Annotated in this window: 13 protein-coding genes; 10 read left to right on the plus strand and 3 right to left on the minus strand. The window is 72.1% G+C overall.

Annotation, left to right across the window (positions count from 1 at the left end):
• Nucleotides 1–25 precede the first annotated feature (25 nt).
• Both ACP4J3_RS39070 and ACP4J3_RS39075 read right to left on the minus strand, forming a co-directional pair.
• On the minus strand, nucleotides 26–1,639 hold the full coding sequence (locus ACP4J3_RS39070) for an NADH-ubiquinone oxidoreductase-F iron-sulfur binding region domain-containing protein (protein ID WP_426541086.1): 1,614 nt from the start codon (nucleotides 1,637–1,639) through the stop codon (nucleotides 26–28).
• Nucleotides 1,636–2,886 carry a cytochrome b/b6 domain-containing protein gene (locus ACP4J3_RS39075; protein WP_426541144.1) on the minus strand — a complete coding sequence of 417 codons (1,251 nt, stop codon included), beginning with the start codon at nucleotides 2,884–2,886 and terminating at the stop codon, nucleotides 1,636–1,638. Before ACP4J3_RS39075 ends, ACP4J3_RS39070 begins: the two co-directional genes overlap by 4 nt.
• A gap of 612 nt (nucleotides 2,887–3,498) precedes the next feature.
• Between ACP4J3_RS39075 and leuS the strand changes: the two genes are divergently transcribed.
• The 10 genes from leuS (at nucleotide 3,499) to ACP4J3_RS39125 (ending at nucleotide 15,797) form a co-directional block, all read left to right on the plus strand.
• The gene (gene leuS / locus ACP4J3_RS39080) at nucleotides 3,499–6,372 is read left to right on the plus strand and encodes a leucine--tRNA ligase (RefSeq protein ID WP_426541087.1); all 2,874 of its coding nucleotides are present in this window, start codon (nucleotides 3,499–3,501) and stop codon (nucleotides 6,370–6,372) included.
• 134 nt (nucleotides 6,373–6,506) lie between these two features.
• On the plus strand, nucleotides 6,507–7,277 hold the full coding sequence (locus ACP4J3_RS39085; protein WP_426541088.1) for a hypothetical protein: 771 nt from the start codon (nucleotides 6,507–6,509) through the stop codon (nucleotides 7,275–7,277).
• A 93-nt stretch (nucleotides 7,278–7,370) separates the two neighbouring features.
• Entirely contained in the window at nucleotides 7,371–8,216 is an 846-nt protein-coding gene (locus ACP4J3_RS39090; protein WP_426541089.1) for a DegV family protein, read from the plus strand.
• A 122-nt stretch (nucleotides 8,217–8,338) separates the two neighbouring features.
• Nucleotides 8,339–9,481, plus strand: coding sequence for a helix-hairpin-helix domain-containing protein (locus ACP4J3_RS39095; protein ID WP_426541090.1), 1,143 nt, complete (start codon nucleotides 8,339–8,341; stop codon nucleotides 9,479–9,481).
• The gene (locus ACP4J3_RS39100) at nucleotides 9,478–12,075 is read left to right on the plus strand and encodes a ComEC/Rec2 family competence protein (protein WP_426541091.1); all 2,598 of its coding nucleotides are present in this window, start codon (nucleotides 9,478–9,480) and stop codon (nucleotides 12,073–12,075) included. The genes ACP4J3_RS39095 and ACP4J3_RS39100 overlap by 4 nt, the downstream gene beginning before the upstream one ends.
• Before the next feature lie 4 nt (nucleotides 12,076–12,079).
• Nucleotides 12,080–12,919, plus strand: a complete 840-nt coding sequence (locus ACP4J3_RS39105; RefSeq protein ID WP_426541092.1) for an arylamine N-acetyltransferase family protein — start codon at nucleotides 12,080–12,082, stop codon at nucleotides 12,917–12,919.
• Nucleotides 12,920–13,072: 153 nt separating this feature from the next.
• The gene (locus ACP4J3_RS39110) at nucleotides 13,073–13,954 is read left to right on the plus strand and encodes a YceI family protein (protein ID WP_426541093.1); all 882 of its coding nucleotides are present in this window, start codon (nucleotides 13,073–13,075) and stop codon (nucleotides 13,952–13,954) included.
• A gap of 41 nt (nucleotides 13,955–13,995) precedes the next feature.
• Nucleotides 13,996–14,241: a hypothetical protein gene (locus ACP4J3_RS39115; protein WP_426541094.1), complete on the plus strand. Its 246-nt coding sequence runs from the start codon at nucleotides 13,996–13,998 to the stop codon at nucleotides 14,239–14,241.
• Nucleotides 14,242–14,343: 102 nt separating this feature from the next.
• The gene (gene holA, locus ACP4J3_RS39120; protein ID WP_426541095.1) at nucleotides 14,344–15,333 is read left to right on the plus strand and encodes a DNA polymerase III subunit delta; all 990 of its coding nucleotides are present in this window, start codon (nucleotides 14,344–14,346) and stop codon (nucleotides 15,331–15,333) included.
• A 68-nt stretch (nucleotides 15,334–15,401) separates the two neighbouring features.
• Nucleotides 15,402–15,797 carry a nuclear transport factor 2 family protein gene (locus ACP4J3_RS39125; protein WP_426541096.1) on the plus strand — a complete coding sequence of 132 codons (396 nt, stop codon included), beginning with the start codon at nucleotides 15,402–15,404 and terminating at the stop codon, nucleotides 15,795–15,797.
• Between the two features lie 188 nt (nucleotides 15,798–15,985).
• Here ACP4J3_RS39125 and rpsT read toward each other — a convergent pair whose 3' ends face one another.
• Nucleotides 15,986–16,252 (minus strand): 30S ribosomal protein S20, encoded by a 267-nt coding sequence (rpsT, locus tag ACP4J3_RS39130; RefSeq protein WP_015660447.1) that lies wholly within the window; start codon nucleotides 16,250–16,252, stop codon nucleotides 15,986–15,988.
• Between the last annotated feature and the right edge of the window lie 25 nt (nucleotides 16,253–16,277).

Here is a 16,277-nt window from a genome sequence, read left to right on the forward strand (position 1 = left end):
CCCCTCTGCGCGTGCGCGGCGGGCTTCAGCGGCCCAGTGCGCGCCTGCCGCGGCCCTGGGAGAGGACCGGCAGGTTGTTGCGGGAGGAGTCCTGCGCGCGCGTGTCCTCCTCGATGCGCAGGGCGAGGGCGGGACAACGGCGCACCGCCCGCATGGCCTTGGCCTCGGCGTAGCGCGGCACGTTCGCCTGGGCGACGGTCGGGAAGCCGTCGGCGCCCAGTTGGAAGACCTCCGGGAGGATGTCCGCGCACAGGCCGTGGCCCCGGCACAGCGTCCAGTCGACGTAGATCTTCTGGCGGCTGGGGCCGTTCTCCTCCGACTCGGCGCCGCCCGGGATGCCCGTGGGTGCCCTGCCGCCCTCGAAGAGCGGCAGAACGCCCTCCACGCGCCGTCCGCAGCCGTTGCCGAGGACATGGGCCGCGAGGTCGTCGGTGAACGCCTTGATGGTCGACTCCAGGAACATCGCGGAGCCGTCCGGGTGCGAGCACGCGCCGCGCCGCTTCACGTTCTTGGCGACCTGCTTGAGCGCTTCCAGGGCGGCCGGACCACCGCCGTTGAGGATGTCCTCCATGCCGCGCGCGGCGGCCGGCAGACCGAGGTAGCAGGGGCCGCACTGGCCCGCGCTCTCCTCGGCCAGCCACTGCGCCACCCGCAGCGACTCGCCCAGCGGGCAGGTCTCCTGAGTGATCGGCAGGATGGCGCCGGCGCCGAGCGCACCGCCCACCGCGTCCAGTGAATTGCGCGAGACGATCGCCTCGTTGACGGTCGCCGCGTCGATCCACTTGCCGTGGTAGCCGCCGGTCAGCACGCCCTGCGGCACCGGCGGGGCGCCGGCGAGCTGGAGGACGTAGCGCAGCGGCACGCCCGTGGGCACCTCGATGACCATCGGGCGGGCGACCGCGCCGGAGACCGTGAGCATCACGGTGCCCGGCTCGTCGTACAGGCCAGTGTTGCCGTAGCGCTCCGGGCCGATGCGGGCGGCGATGGCGAGTTGGGCGAACGTCTCGGCGTTGGACAGCAGGGTCGGGGCGCCGCCGACGCCGTTCTGCGAGGCGCTGACCTTGCGGCCGGGCGGGATCGCCGGGCCGCCGTCGATCGAGCGGATCAGGGAGGCGGCGGCGCCGGTGACCATGCGCACCGGGTTGCGCTGCACCCACGCGCGTAGAGCGGAGCGGCGGCTGTTGCTCAGGCCGCGCTCGGCGAGGGCGGCCTCCATGGAGCGCTGGGTCGATTCCCGGGTGACCCCCACCACGAGCGTGCGGGCACCCAGGGCCTCGGCGCACAGCAGCGCGCCGTCCAGGATGAGATGCGGGGCACGGTTGATCATCACCGTGTCCTTGCGGCAGGCCGGCTCGTCCTCACTGCCGTTGATGACCACGACCGGCCGTACGCCGCGCTTGATCGCCGCCTCGGCGACCGAGCGCAGCTTCTTGTGGAAGGGGAAGCCGGCGCCGCCGCGGCCCTTCAGGTTGATGTTCTCGGCGAGCTTCGCGAGTTGCTCGCCGCCCATCGGTTCGAGTGGCCCGTGCACCTTGAGATGCATGGGCAGATCGAGTCTTTCGACAAGGTCGAAGCCCGACGTGAGCTGGGGAAGGCCGACCACGCGGACTTCGGGTACGTCGGGCAGGGCCTCGTTCACTTAAAGCCTCCGGAAGGCGTGTTCCAAGGTTCGCCCGAACCCGGTGCGTCGAAGTCGTAGGAGGCACCGGGCAGTGTTTCAGTGGCGGGACCGCTGTTGTTGTACGTGTCGTTCTGGTTGTACGTACCGAAGACGGCGTTTGTCTCAGCGGTGTCGTACACATCACTCGAGCCGTAGCCCGAAGCGCCGTTGCCATAGCCCGGGGTGCCCGAGTTGCCGTAGACGGGGATGTTGTATCCGGTGTCGTTGATCGGGTCGTAGGCCGACGGGGGCGCTTCGCCCACCGGCGGTGGGGACGGGATCGGCCAGTTCCCCGAGGTGCTGCCTCCGCCGTCGATGCGGGGGATGGCCTCGGTGGGCTGCATGTCCATGGGTAGGTCGAAGGAGGAGGTCTGGTCGGCCGCGAGGTGCTGCCGCCGCTCGCGCGCGGGTGGCGAGACGGCGCGGTAGGCGGCGGAGAAGCCGCCCGTGGTCTCCGCGGCGGACGGGGAGCGCATGCCGGGCAGCGGGCCCGTCGTGCCGGGCAGCGGACCCGTCGGCGGCTCCTCACGCGCGCGTCGCCGCGACCGCGGTTCCTCGTAGCCCGGCAGCGCGGACTCCGCAGCCCTGGCCCGGCTGGCCTCGAGGTCCTCGCGGCCGCCCGGTTCGCCGTTGCCGAGGAGTTGGGTGAGCCGGTCGGCGACCTTGCGCTTGAAGGGGCGTGGCGCGGCGCGCAGGGCGAGTGCCGCGCCGACCGCCACCACGCACAGCTCGTACGACACCATGGAGAACGTCTTCGCCGGGCGGCCGGCGAACAGGCCGTGGATCAGCGCCGCACACCAGGCCGGGTAGGCCAGCATGTGCATCGCCCGCCAGCGCGCCGCGACCGGCGCCGAGGACGCGAAGCGGTTGCGCAGCGCGCCGGTGATGCCCACGAAGATCATGAGCATCCCCGCCAGGGTGCCCAGGCCGATCAGGAACGCGGTGCCCGTGAACTGGTCGCCGCCCGAGATGAGCAGCCCGAAGGGGATGAACGCGGCGATCCAGCTGGTGTGCTCCAGCGCCAGCTTGGCCACGATGTGCACGAGGAGGAAGGCGATGGAGGCGACCGCGGTCACCCGGTGAACGGCCTGCGCGGTCATCCGCTGGCGGGTGTTGAGGATCATCCGGTCCTGGGCGACGAGCCCCCAGATCACCGAGCAGGTGAGCAGGACGAGGGACAGGACGCCCGCGCCGAAGTTGAGGAACTCCAGGAACGCGTCGTCCATCACGCCGTCGTCCGGATCGAACGGTTCCGTCGTCACGACATGCCTCCCGTCGAAGTGCAGGCGGGTATGGACGGCAGAGTGGCAGCGGCCACCGTCCCGGCGGCCGGCGGGCCGGGCCTGGGCGGCGGGCTGCTGTGAGGACGAGGGTTCATGGGGGCAACTCCGAACGGTTCGGGAAAGCGGTCCCGCTGCCGCACTCTAAGTGGCTCCATACCGATGGGTACGGCGTTTGAGTTATTGCGTTGTTATCCACGGACGGGGAGGGGCGGGTGATGTCCCTTAGCGACTGTTACGCCAGGTAACAGTTGAACATTGTTCAGCTTTTCGAGGTCTTCACAACTTTTAGGTACGGAGCCGAGGGCGCCGTTGTTCATACGCGACGCTTATGTGCGACCCCCGCCGGAAGCCCGTCGCGACCCGCTCCGGCGCTGCGGTACCCTGACGCCATGCGTGCCGTACGCCTTCTGCTTAGCGAGCCGCGCTGATCAGTCCCGACCGCCGGGCGAATCGGATGGTCGGAATCGGCGCGGCGTCCCCTCCTGTGCGAGGGGATTTTTCGTTTCTTGAGAATCGCAGCCGCTGGCAGAGACGATCGATGGAGCTTTGAGGATCATGAGCGAGACGAACCCCGCTGCCACCGCCGAGGTGGTCGCGCCGCACCGCTACACGGCCGCCCTGGCGGCCGAGATCGAGGCACGCTGGCAGGACTTCTGGGACGCCGAGGGCACGTACGCCGCGCCGAACCCGAAGGGTGACCTGGCGGGCGACCCCGAGGTCGTCGCCCGGCCCAAGAAGTTCATCATGGACATGTTCCCGTACCCCTCCGGTGCGGGCCTGCACGTCGGCCACCCCCTGGGCTACATCGCCACCGACGTCTTCGCGCGCTTCCAGCGCATGACCGGCCACAACGTCCTGCACACCCTGGGCTTCGACGCCTTCGGCCTGCCCGCCGAGCAGTACGCCGTGCAGACCGGCACGCACCCGCGTGTCTCCACCGAGGCCAACATCGAGAACATGACGGCCCAACTGCGCCGGCTGGGCCTGGGCCACGACAAGCGCCGGTCGTTCGCCACCATCGACCCGGACTACTATAAGTGGACCCAGTGGATCTTCCTGCAGATCTTCAACTCCTGGTACGACGACGAGGCGAAGAAGGCCCGGCCGATCGCCGAGCTGGTCGCCGCCTTCGAGTCCGGTGAGCGTGCCGTACCGGGGCACACGCGCGCTTGGAGCGAGCTGAGCGCCGCCGAGCGCGCCGACGTCCTGGGCGAGTACCGGCTGGCCTACGCTTCCGACGCGCCGGTCAACTGGTGCCCCGGCCTGGGCACCGTGCTGGCCAACGAGGAGGTCACCGCCGACGGCCGCTCCGAGCGCGGCAACTTCCCGGTCTTCAAGGCCAAGCTGCGCCAGTGGAACATGCGGATCACCGCCTACGCCGACCGGCTGCTGGAGGACCTGAACGAGCTGGACTGGCCCGAGGCCATCAAGCTGCAGCAGCGCAACTGGATCGGCCGCTCCGAGGGCGCCCGCGTCGACTTCCCGATCGACGGCGAGCAGATCACGATCTTCACCACGCGCCAGGACACCCTGTTCGGCGCGACCTACATGGTGCTGGCGCCCGAGCATCCGCTGGTCGAGAAGTTCACCCCGGCCGCCTGGCCGGAGGGCACCCACGAGGTGTGGACCGGCGGCTACGCCACCCCGGCCGAGGCCGTCGCCGCCTACCGCGCGCAGGCCGCCTCCAAGTCCGACGTCGAGCGCCAGGCCGAGGCCAAGGACAAGACCGGCGTCTTCACCGGCGCGTACGCCACCAACCCGGTCAACGGCGAGCAGATCCCGGTCTTCATCGCCGACTACGTCCTGATGGGCTACGGCACCGGCGCCATCATGGCCGTCCCGGCCCACGACACGCGCGACTTCGCCTTCGCGCGCGCCTTCGAACTGCCGATCCGCTGCGTCGTGGAGCCGACCGACGGCAGGGGCACCGACACCTCGACATGGGAGGACGCCTTCGTGTCGTACGACGCGAAGATCGTCAACTCCGCCGGTGCGGGTGTCTCGCTGGACGGCCTGGGCGTCGGCGAGGCCAAGGCGCGCATCACCGAGTGGCTGGAGCGCGAGGGCATCGGCGAGGGCACCGTCAACTTCCGGCTGCGCGACTGGCTGTTCAGCCGCCAGCGCTACTGGGGCGAGCCCTTCCCGATCGTCTACGACGAGGACGGCATCGCCCACGCGCTGCCCGAGTCGATGCTGCCGCTGGAGCTGCCCGAGGTCGAGGACTACTCGCCGCGCACCTTCGACCCGGACGACGCGAACACCCAGCCCGAGACGCCGCTGTCGCGCAACGAGGAGTGGGTCAACGTCACGCTGGACCTGGGCGACGGCCCCAAGCAGTACCGGCGTGAGACCAACACCATGCCCAACTGGGCCGGTTCCTGCTGGTACGAGCTGCGCTACCTGGACCCGCACAACAGCGAGCAGCTGGTCGACCCCGAGATCGAGCGGTACTGGATGGGCCCGCGCGAGGGCCGGCCGCACGGCGGCGTCGACCTGTACGTCGGCGGCGCCGAGCACGCCGTGCTGCACCTGCTGTACGCGCGCTTCTGGTCCAAGGTGCTGTTCGACCTGGGGCACGTCTCCTCCGCGGAGCCGTTCCACAAACTGTTCAACCAGGGCATGATCCAGGCCTACGTCTACCGCGACAGCCGCGGCATCGCGGTGCCGGCCGCCGAGGTGGAGGAGCGCGACGGCACCTACTACTACCAGGGCGAGAAGGTCTCCCGGCTGCTGGGCAAGATGGGCAAGTCCCTGAAGAACGCGGTCACTCCGGACGAGATCGCCGCCGAGTACGGCGCCGACACGCTGCGGCTGTACGAGATGGCGATGGGCCCGCTGGACGTCTCCCGGCCGTGGGACACGCGCGCGGTGGTCGGCCAGTTCCGGCTGCTGCAGCGGCTGTGGCGCAACGTCGTCGACGAGACGACCGGTGCCGTGACGGTCGTGGACGCCGAGCCCGACGAGGACACGCTGCGCGCCCTGCACAAGGCGATCGACGGGGTGCGCGGGGACCTGGAGGGCATGCGGTTCAACACCGCGATCGCCAAGGTCACCGAGCTGAACAACCACCTGACCAAGGCGGGCGGCGCCGTGCCGCGCTCGGTAGCCGAGGCGCTGGTGCTGATGACCGCGCCGCTGGCCCCGCACATCGCCGAGGAGCTGTGGCGCAAGCTGGGGCACACGGACTCGGTGGTGCACCGGGACTTCCCGGTCGCCGACCCCGCGTACGTGGTCGACGAGACCGTGACCTGCGTCGTGCAGATCAAGGGCAAGGTCAAGGCACGCCTGGAGGTCTCGCCGGCCATCTCCGAGGAGGACCTGGAGAAGGCCGCGCTGTCCGACGAGAAGGTCGTGGCGGCGCTGGACGGGGCCGGGATCCGCAAGGTGATCGTGCGGGCGCCGAAGCTGGTGAACATCGTTCCGGCGTAAGCCTCCGGCGGACCGCTCGGGGTGATCCCCTACGGGCAGGTTCGGGGTTCTGCTGGAACTCCGGGCCTGCCCGTAGCGTTTACCGTTGAAGAGCGATGCGGGCGTGCGTCGCGCCCGGACGTAGGAGGAGCATCGTGAATGCAGTGATCGCAGTCTTCGCCCTGCTCTTCGTGCTCTTCATAGCCCTCGGCGCCTACGCCACGGTGAAGGTCGTCGGCGCCGCCAAGCGCCGCGTGGACCACACCATCACCCAGGCCCGCCGCACGGTCGAGGACCACACCCTGCGGGCCAAGTCCTTCGCCCAGCCGGGCGCGGTCGGCGAGCTCGCCGAACTACGGCTGAAGCTGCGCACCTCCATGCGGGCCACCCAGGACGCGCTGCACGCCGGCGCGGCCGAGGACGAGTCCCTCAAGGAGTCCCTCGGCCTCTTCCAGCGCCTGAGCGCCCATGGGCACGAGCTGGACGGCGAGCTGCGGCGCCTGGAGTCCGAGCCCGACCGCTCCACGCTCGCCGAGCGACTGCCCGGCCTGCGCGAACGCACCGAGCGCATCGTGCAGGCGGCGGACTCGCTGCGCTGGGCGGCCCGCGACCGGGCCCGCCGCTTCGCCGACGACGACCTGGACACCCTCAGCGCCCAGATCGACGTGGAGACCGGGGCGCTGCGGCACTGGCAGACGACGGAACCGTCGTCGAGCGGATCCTCGGCGGCCGAATCGGCCACCACGGGATCTTCGGCGCCGCCCCCGTGGCCCGAGGCGCCCACGGCCGGCTCCGGTGCGACGACCGAGCAGACCTGGCCGGACACCCCGCGGGCCGAGGAGCCCACGCGGCCCGCCATCAACCCGCCCGGGCCTCGACCGACGTTCCCCTGGGAGAAGAAACCCCGCCCCGAGAGCACGACTTGAGCCCGCACGACCACCAGCCGCTTCGGTCAAGGCTTGACCGGCTCAGCGGGGTCGGACTGCCGCCCGGGCGCTACGGCAGGTAACCTCCAGCTCATGTCCCGCCATGTCGCGATCGTCACCGATTCAACGGCCTACCTGCCGCCCCGGACGATGGAGCGTCATGACATCACAGCGGTGCCTCTGACCGTGGTCGTCGGCGGCCAGGCGCTGGACGAGGGCACCGAGATCTCGACCCGTTCTCTCGCCCAGGCGTTGCAGAAGCGACGCCCCGTCACCACCTCGCGCCCCAGCCCTCAGGTCTTCGCCGAGCACTACCGCAAGGTCGCCGAGTCCGGCGCCACCGGCATCGTCTCCCTGCACCTTTCCGCCGAACTCTCCGGCACCTACGACGCGGCGGTCCTTGCGGCGCGCGAGGCTCCGGTGCCGGTGCGGGTGGTGGACACCGGCATGGTGGCCATGGCGCTCGGGTTCTGCGCGCTGGCGGCGGCCGAGGCGGCGGAGTCGGGCGGCACGGTGGACGAGGCCGTCACCGCCGCCGAGAAACGGGCCGCAGGCACGGCCGCCTACTTCTACGTCGACACCCTCGACTATCTGCGCCGTGGCGGCCGCATCGGCGCCGCGCAGGCCCTGCTGGGCTCCGCGCTCGCGGTGAAGCCGCTGCTCCAGCTCGACGACGGCCGGATCGGCCCGCTGGAGAAGGTACGGACGGCCTCCAAGGCCATCGCCCGCCTCGAGGAGATCGCCGCCGACCGGGCAGGCAGCGCTCAAGTCGACATCGCGGTCCACCACCTCTCCGCTCCCGACCGGGCGGCGGCGCTGGCCGACCGTCTGCGGGCACGGGTGCCAGGGCTGGCGGATCTGCATGTCAGCGAGGTCGGGGCGGTCATCGGGGCGCATACCGGGCCCGGGCTGCTGGGGGTCGTGGTCTCGCCTCGGTGACACCCCCTTCGGGTGCGGGTGAGTCACTCCTGTGGGTGGCGGAGTTATCCACAACCGGGCGGTAATCCCCGGGAATTGAGCAAGATCATCGCGGATGTGGCGAGGTACCCGATCCTCGTCGCATGGCACTTCGATCACGCACAGATACAGGCACCCCCACCCGCCGCCCGGCGGTGACCAGCGGCCCGGGACGCGGTCCGTACTCCGACGGCCGCGCCCGCCGACGACGAGGCGCGCACGTCCAGGGGAGGGCGAGGCAGCGCCATGCGTCGGCGCAGGAGTTGCGGCGCCGGGCGGAGGTGATCTTCGCCGAACGCGCTGAGGAGTGGCGGGAGTCGGGGGCGGGGCCACCGGATGGGGCGGAGCGTGCCCCGGAAGCGGCGGCTGTGGACCGGCGCCGGGACGCGGAGTTGCGCGCCGACGCCGGGGACGGTGCTGGGGGCGCTGAGTTGCACGCCGACGCGGATTCCGACGGCGGTGCTGGGGACACGGGCGCCGATGAACGTGCGGGGCGGTGGCGTTCGCGGGCCGGGCTGGCGTTGCGGGAGCGCATGCCGGTGTGGTTGCAGGCGCGGTGTGGGCTGGAGCGGCGGGGCGTGGTCGCGCTCACCGTGGTGCTCGTCGTCGCCGCCGGTTTCGCGGTGCAGCACTTCTGGGCCGGGCGGGCGCAGTCGGTGCGGGCCCCTGAGGTGGTGCGGGCGGCGGCCCAGTACGGCGGTGGAGAGGCCGCGAGAGGGGAGCAGGACGCCGCGGCCGGGGCAGGAGCCGCGGCGACCGGTGCCTGGGCGGGCGAGGCGCCAGGAGCCGTCGGTACGCCCGCCGCCGAGATCGTGGTGGACGTCAGCGGCAAGGTGCGTGAACCGGGGATCCATCGCCTGCCGGCGGGGTCGCGCGTCGCCGACGCCCTGCGCGCGGCCGGTGGGGTGCGGCCCGGCACGAACACCGACGGGCTGAACCGGGCCCGGTTCCTCATGGACGGAGAGCAGGTGATCGTCGGCGCTCCGGCCGCCGTGCCCGGTGCCGCCCCGGGTGCCGGCTCGGGCGGCGCGGCCGTTCCCGGTGCGGCACCCGCCACACCGATCGCCCTCAACACGGCCACCGTGGAACAGCTCGACACCCTCCCGGGCGTCGGCCCGGTGCTGGCCCAGCACATCATCGACTACCGCACCCGGCACGGCGGCTTCCGCTCGGTGGACGAACTGCGCGAGGTCAACGGCATCGGCGACCGCCGGTTCGCCGATCTGCGAAATCTCGTGCGGCCATGAACCACGACCTGGGCTCACCCGGCCCCGCACCCGCCCGGGCCGCCGTCCACGCGGCGTCCGGACGCCGCCTCGGCGCCGCACACCCCCGGCAGGAGGGACCGACCGACCTACGGCTCGTCCCACCCGCGCTCGCGGCCTGGGCGACGGCGGCGCTGATGCTGGACACCCCGCCGGAATGGGTGTGCGGTACGGCGGTGGTCTGCCTGCTCACGGCGGGCGTACTGCTGCTGGTGCGGCGAGGCGGAACAGCCATGCGGGGCCTGAAGGACATGCGCCCCGCCTGGCCCCGCACCTCGGTCGCCGCCGTACTGCTCTGCGTCGCCGCGGCCGCCGTCTCCGCCGGGCTGCACGGCGCCGATCTGCGACGTGGGCCGGTGCCGGGGCTGGCGCGGGAGTACGCGACGGTGACCGCCGAGGTCGAGGTCACCTCCGACCCCCGGCTCACCCGGCCCCGCGTCAAGGGGAATCACATGGCGCCGACCTCCGTGCTGATCAACGCGGACGTGCGACGCGTCGAGGAGGCGGACGGCACCGCGGTGGTGACACGGGCGCCGGTGCTGATGATCGTCGACGCGGGCCGGGGGTCCTCGGACGGCGCCGACGAGCAGCCGCGGCCCTCTCAGCAGCTACGGCCCTCGCAGCCCTCCTCCGCCGACCGGCCCTCGCCCTGGCTGAGCCTGCTCCCCTCCACGCGGCTGCGGGTGACCGCCGGGCTCGCGCCCGCCCTGGCCGGCGCAGACCGGATCGCGGCCGTGCTGCGGGTGCGGGACGCGGCTGAGCCGGAGGTCGTCGGGGAGCCGTCGGCGGCGCAGCGGCTGGCGGGGCGACTGCGGGCGGGGCTGCGGGAGGCGACCGACGGACTGCCGGCGGACGCGCGGGCGCTGTTGCCGGGGCTGGTCGTGGGCGACACCTCGCGGATCACACCGGAGCTGGACGAGGCGTTCAAGGAGACCGACCTCGCGCACACCCTCGCCGTCTCCGGCAGCAACCTCACGATCATCCTGGCCCTGCTCATCGGCCCGCCCGGGACGGCACAACTGGTCGAGCGCCGTGGGCTCGCGCCGCGCCTCGGGATCTCCCTGCGCACGACCGCGCTGCTCGGCGGAGCGCTCACCCTCGCGTTCGTCGTCGTGTGCCGGCCGGACCCGAGCGTGCTGCGGGCCGCGGCCTGCGGCGCGGTCGCACTGCTCGCCCTGGCGACCGGACGCCGCAGATCGCTGATCCCGGCGCTGGCGACGGCCGTACTGCTGCTGGTGCTGTACGACCCCTGGCTGGCCCGCAGCTACGGCTTTGTGCTCTCCGTGCTGGCCACGGGCGCCCTGCTCACTCTCGCGCCCCGCTGGAGCGCGGCGTTGCGCAGCCGCCGGGTGCCGCCGCGGCCGGCCGAGGCGCTGGCGGCCGCGGCTGCCGCGCAGGCGGTGTGCGCGCCGGTGGTGGCGGTGCTGTCGGCCCGGGTGAGCCTGGTGGCGGTGCCGTGCAATCTGCTCGCGGAGTTCGCGATCGCGCCGGCCACGGTGCTGGGTTTCGCGGCGCTGGCCGCGGCACCGATGGCGATGCCGGTGGCCAAGGCCCTGGCGTGGTGCGCGAGTTGGCCGGCCGGGTGGATCGCGGACGTTGCCCGGACGGGAGCCGCACTGCCCGGCGCGGGCGTGGACTGGCCCGGCAGCTGGGCGGGGGCGGCGCTGCTCGCCCTCGCCACGGTGGTCGTGCTGTCGGCCGGCCGGCGGCTGCTGCGGCACCCCTGGTGGTGCGGTGCCTGCGGGGCGCTGCTTCTGCTGGCGGTGGTGCAGCCGCCGCCGCTGACCAGGGTGGTCACGGGGTGGCCGCCGCCGGGGTGGCGGTTCGCGATGTGCGACGTGGGGCAGGGCGACGCGACGGTGCTCGCGGCGGGCGCGGGGACGGGGGTGGTCGTGGACGCCGGCCCCGATCCGACGCTGGTCGACCGCTGTCTGAGCAGACTCGGCATCACCAGGATCCCGCTGGTCGTGCTCACCCACTTCCACGCCGACCATGTGGCGGGCCTGCCCGGCGTCCTGCGCGGGCGTGCGGTGGGCGCCATCGAGACGACGGGGCACGAAGCCCCCGTGGACCAGGTGGAGTTCGTACGGAGAGAGGCGGCCGCCCGGCGCATCCCCGTGACGCGGGCCGCCGCCGGGGAGGAGCGGCGTACCGGGGCGCTGAGCTGGCGGGTGCTGTGGCCGCCGCCGCACCCGGCGCCGGCACCGGAGGGCCCGAACGACTCCAGCGTCACCCTGCTGGTCCGGTCGGCCGGGCTGCGGCTCCTGCTGCTCGGGGATCTCGAACCCCCGGCCCAGCGGGCGCTGTCGAGATCGCCGGCGGCGGCACTCCTGGGCGGCGTGGACGTGCTGAAGGTCGCCCACCACGGCTCGGCATATCAGGACCCGGAACTCATACGCCGGGCGGCGCCGAGGCTGGCGTTGATCTCCTGCGGTGAGGACAACCCGTATGGTCACCCGGCTCCCAGCACCCTCGCGGCGCTGCGGGCGCAGGGCGCGGTGGTGCTGCGGACGGACGTGGACGGGGCGCTGGCGGTCGCGGGCACGGGCGCGGAGCTGCGGGTGGCGGGAGACTGAGGTCATGGATTCCGAAGAGGTTGATGCCTATCTCCGGCGACTGGGAGCGGAGCACCCGGCGTGGCCCACCGTGGACGTGCTGCGCGAGCTGCAGCTTCGCCATCTGCGGACCGTGCCGTTCGAGAACCTGTCGATCCACCTCGGCGAGGAGATCGTGCTGGAGGAGAAGCGGCTGCTGGACAAGGTGGTGGGCGCCCGGCGGGGCGGGTTCTGCTACGAACTGAACGGCGCGTTCGCGGCGTTGCTCGGGGCGCTGGGCTTCGATGTGACGCTGCTCGCGGCGCGGGTCTACGGCGGCGAGGGGCGGCTCGGGATTCCCTACGACCACATGGCGCTGAAGGTGGGGACGGTGGACGGGGGCGCGTGGCTGGCGGACGTCGGCTTCGGGGCGCACAGCCACTATCCGCTGGCGTTCGAGGCGAGGGGGGAGCAGCGGGACCCGGCGGGTGTGTTCCGGGTCGTCGAGGCCGGGCCGGACGCGGCCGGGGTGCGCGGCGGGCCCGACGTGGCTCAGGCGGCGGACCTGGACGTCGTCATGGACGGCAGCGCGCGGTACCGGCTGGACCGGCGGGCGCGGGCGCTCGGCGACTTCGTGGCCGGGGCGTGGTGGCACAGCACCTCGCCGCTGTCGCACTTCACGCAGTCGTTGGTGTGCTCGCGGGTGACGGAGGACGGAGGGCGGATCACGCTCAGCGGCCGCACGTTCAAGTCGACGGCGGCGGACGGGACACGTGAGGAGCGGGAGTTGGGCACGGACGAGGAGGTGCTGAGGGTGTACCGGGAGCGGTTCGGGGTCGAGCTGGACCGGGTGCCGACGGTGCGAAGACCCGACCGGGACGGTTGATTCCACCGGCCGCACCCGGTGTGCTACTCGTGCGTAGAACCAGCGCATGTGCCGGTTTCCCACGATGTGATCCCATGTTGCCCCGAAAAACTCGACGGTGGTCGAATGCTCCTTCGGCAACGGTTGATGTCGAGGCGTACAGGGGTGTCGTGGATGATCGGTCGCTGGCTGGGAAGCCGAACGAACCGGGAGCAACGGACGAGCCCGCTGGCGGCCCTGGAGACTCCGCCGAGTGCCGGAGTGCTGAGCTGCCGGGTGCTCGATCCGGTCAACGAGCCCGTGCGGCACGCGGAGTTCACGGTCAGCGACACCATGGGGCGGCCGGTGGTCAGCGGCGGGATGGATCCCTTCGGGTCGTTCGTGACCACGGTGCCGGCGGGGGAGTACCGGCTCGCGGTGTCGGCCGAGGGGTACACGCCGTATCGGACGACCGTGACGGTCGGGGAGAACGCGCTCGTCTCGCTCGGTGACGTGGCCCTCCAGATCGCCCAGCCGCCGGAACCGCCGGAACCGGGCGACTGGGAGATCGAGCCGGCGCACACCTCGATCGGGTTCACCGCGCGGCACATCGGGCTGGCCCGGATCCACGGTCGGTTCAACTCGTTCGCCGGGGTGGTGCGGGTCACCGACCCCGTCGAGCGGTCGGCGATGCACGTGGTGATCGACGCGGCCTCCATCGACACGGGTGTGCGGATGCGGGACGACCATCTGCGGTCGGCGGACTTCCTGGACGTGGCGACCTTTCCGACGCTGGAGTTCTACAGCGACCGGTTCGTGCACAAGGGCGGCATCCGGTGGACCGTGACGGGGGCGCTGTCGCTGCACGGCGTGACGCGGACGGTGGTGCTCGACATGGAGTACCTGGGGCTCGGCAACGGCATGGAGGGCGAGGTGCGGGCGGCGTGCCGGGCCACGACCGAGCTGCACCGGGACGACTTCACGGTGAGCTGGCAGACGATGCTGGCGCGGGGCATCGCGGTGGTGGGGCCGAGTATCCAGGTGGACCTGGATGTGCAGCTCGTGCGGAAGGGCTGACCCCGCGATTCGTGTCTCGGCGGGTGCCCGAGAATGGCTCCGTGAGCGATGTGAGACATGTGCTGGTGCTGCCCGACCGCGACGCGGCTCAGGAGGCCGCGGAGGCGCTCGGGGAGCGGTTCGGTATCGACGAGGAGCCGCGTCTGGTGCGGGACGCCCTGGCCGGCGAGGACGACGCCGAGGACGCGCAGTGGCTCGTCGTGCTGCGGGACGAGCAGGAGCGGCTGGATCCGGCGGAGCTGGACGAGTTCGCGGGGGAGTGGGACGGGTGGCGGGAGGAGCCGTAACCCGATAGGCCTCGGGGCGCCGACAGGGGTTGGGGCGCCGACAGGGCTGGGGAGTTCCGGCGCCGGCTGGGGTTGTCAGTGGCGCGTGCCATGCTTGTCGCGATGGCCAGGAAGAGTGCGAACGACGATCCCCTAGCCCCCGTGACCCTCGCCGTGGGTCAGGAGGAGCTGCTGCTCGACCGTGCCGTGCGGGAGGTGGTGGTCGCCGCCAGGGCCGCCGACGCCGACACGGATGTGCGGGAGCTGACCCCGGACCAGTTGCAGCCGGGCACGCTGGCCGAGTTGACCAGCCCCTCGCTGTTCGCGGAGCGCAAGGTCGTGGTCGTACGGGCGGCGCAGGACCTGGCGGCCGACACGGTCAAGGACGTGACGGCGTATCTCGCCTCGCCCGCCGAGGAGATCACGCTGGTGCTGGTGCACGCCGGCGGGGCCAAGGGCAAGAAGCTGCTCGACGCCGCGCGCAAGGCGGGGGCGCGGGAGGTGGCGTGCCCGAAGATGACCAAGCCGGCGGACCGGCTGGCGTTCGTCAGGAGCGAGTTCCGCACGACCGGCCGCTCCGCGACGCCCGAGGCCTGCCAGGCGCTGGTGGACGCCATCGGGAGCGATCTGCGCGAGCTGGCGTCCGCGGTGAGCCAGTTGGTCGCCGACGTCGAGGGGACCATCGACGAGGCCGTCGTCGGGCGGTACTACACCGGCCGCGCCGAGGCGTCCAGCTTCACCGTCGCCGACCGCGCGGTCGAGGGACGGACGGCGGAGGCGCTGGAGGCGCTGAGGTGGTCGCTGGCGACGGGCGTGGCGCCCGTCCTGATCACCAGCGCGCTCGCCCAGGGCGTGCGGGCCATCGGCAAGCTGTCCTCCGCGCGCGGCGGGCGCCCCGCCGACCTGGCGCGCGAGCTGGGCATGCCGCCGTGGAAGATCGACCGGGTCCGCCAGCAGATGCGCGGCTGGACGCCCGACGGGGTCGCGGTCGCGCTGCGGGCGGTCGCCGCGGCCGACGCCGGGGTGAAGGGCGGCGGGGACGATCCGGAGTACGCCCTGGAGAAGGCGGTCGTGACGATCGCGCGGGCGGCCCGCTCCAGGGGGCGCGGCTAGGGGCGAGAGAGGAGAATCGGGCGTATCAGCCGCATATCGCCGGACAGCAGGGAAGGTGGCGATCGGTCATGGCTGAGCACCCGCACGCAACTCTCGTCCGCAAGGGCTACGAAGCCTTCACGCGGGGTGACATGGACGCCCTGCGCGGGCTGATGACAGGGGACTGCACGCACCATGTGCCCGGAAGCCACCCGCTGTCGGGCGACTTCAAGGGGCAGGACGCGTGTATCGACATGTACCGCCGGCTCTACGAGGAGACCGACAACACGATCCAGGTCGACCTGCGTGACATCCTCGTCGACGGTCGCGGGCACGCGGTCGCCGTGCACCGCTTCCAGGCCGATCGAGGCGGCAAGCATCTCGACGAGACCGAAGCCCTCGTCTTCCGGATCGTCGGGGACAAGATGACCGACATCGATGAGTGCATCGAGGACGTCGACCAGAGCAACGACTTCTGGAGCTGACACCGCCGCACGCCGAAGGCCCCGGCACCCGCCCTGGGGAAGGGCAGGGTGCCGGGGCCTTCGGTTCAGGCTGCTGAGCCCGTACCCGCGTGGCGAACGCAGGCCGCGTACAGGCTCGGGGGTGCCGGTCGGGAGCGGATGAGAGAGGGCCCGCCCTGGGTCCTTCCGGCGATCAGATCGACAGGGTGTCAGCCCTTGAGGGACGCGACCTTCGAAGCGAGCGCCGACTTCTTGTTGGCGGCCTGGTTCTTGTGGATGACGCCCTTGGAGACGGCCTTGTCGAGCTGACGCGCGGCAGCGCGCTGGTACTCGGTGGCCTTCTCGACGTCACCCGCGGCAGCGGCCTCACGGGCCTTGCGGATCGCGGTCTTCAGGGAGGACTTGACGGCCTTGTTGCGCAGCCGGGCCTTCTCGTTGGTCTTGATCCGCTTGATCTGGGACTTGATGTTCGCCACTGATTGAGCCTTTTCAGGTTCTGGC

The sequence above is a fragment of the Streptomyces sp. UG1 genome (assembly GCF_049974585.1).
GTDB lineage: Bacteria > Actinomycetota > Actinomycetes > Streptomycetales > Streptomycetaceae > Streptomyces.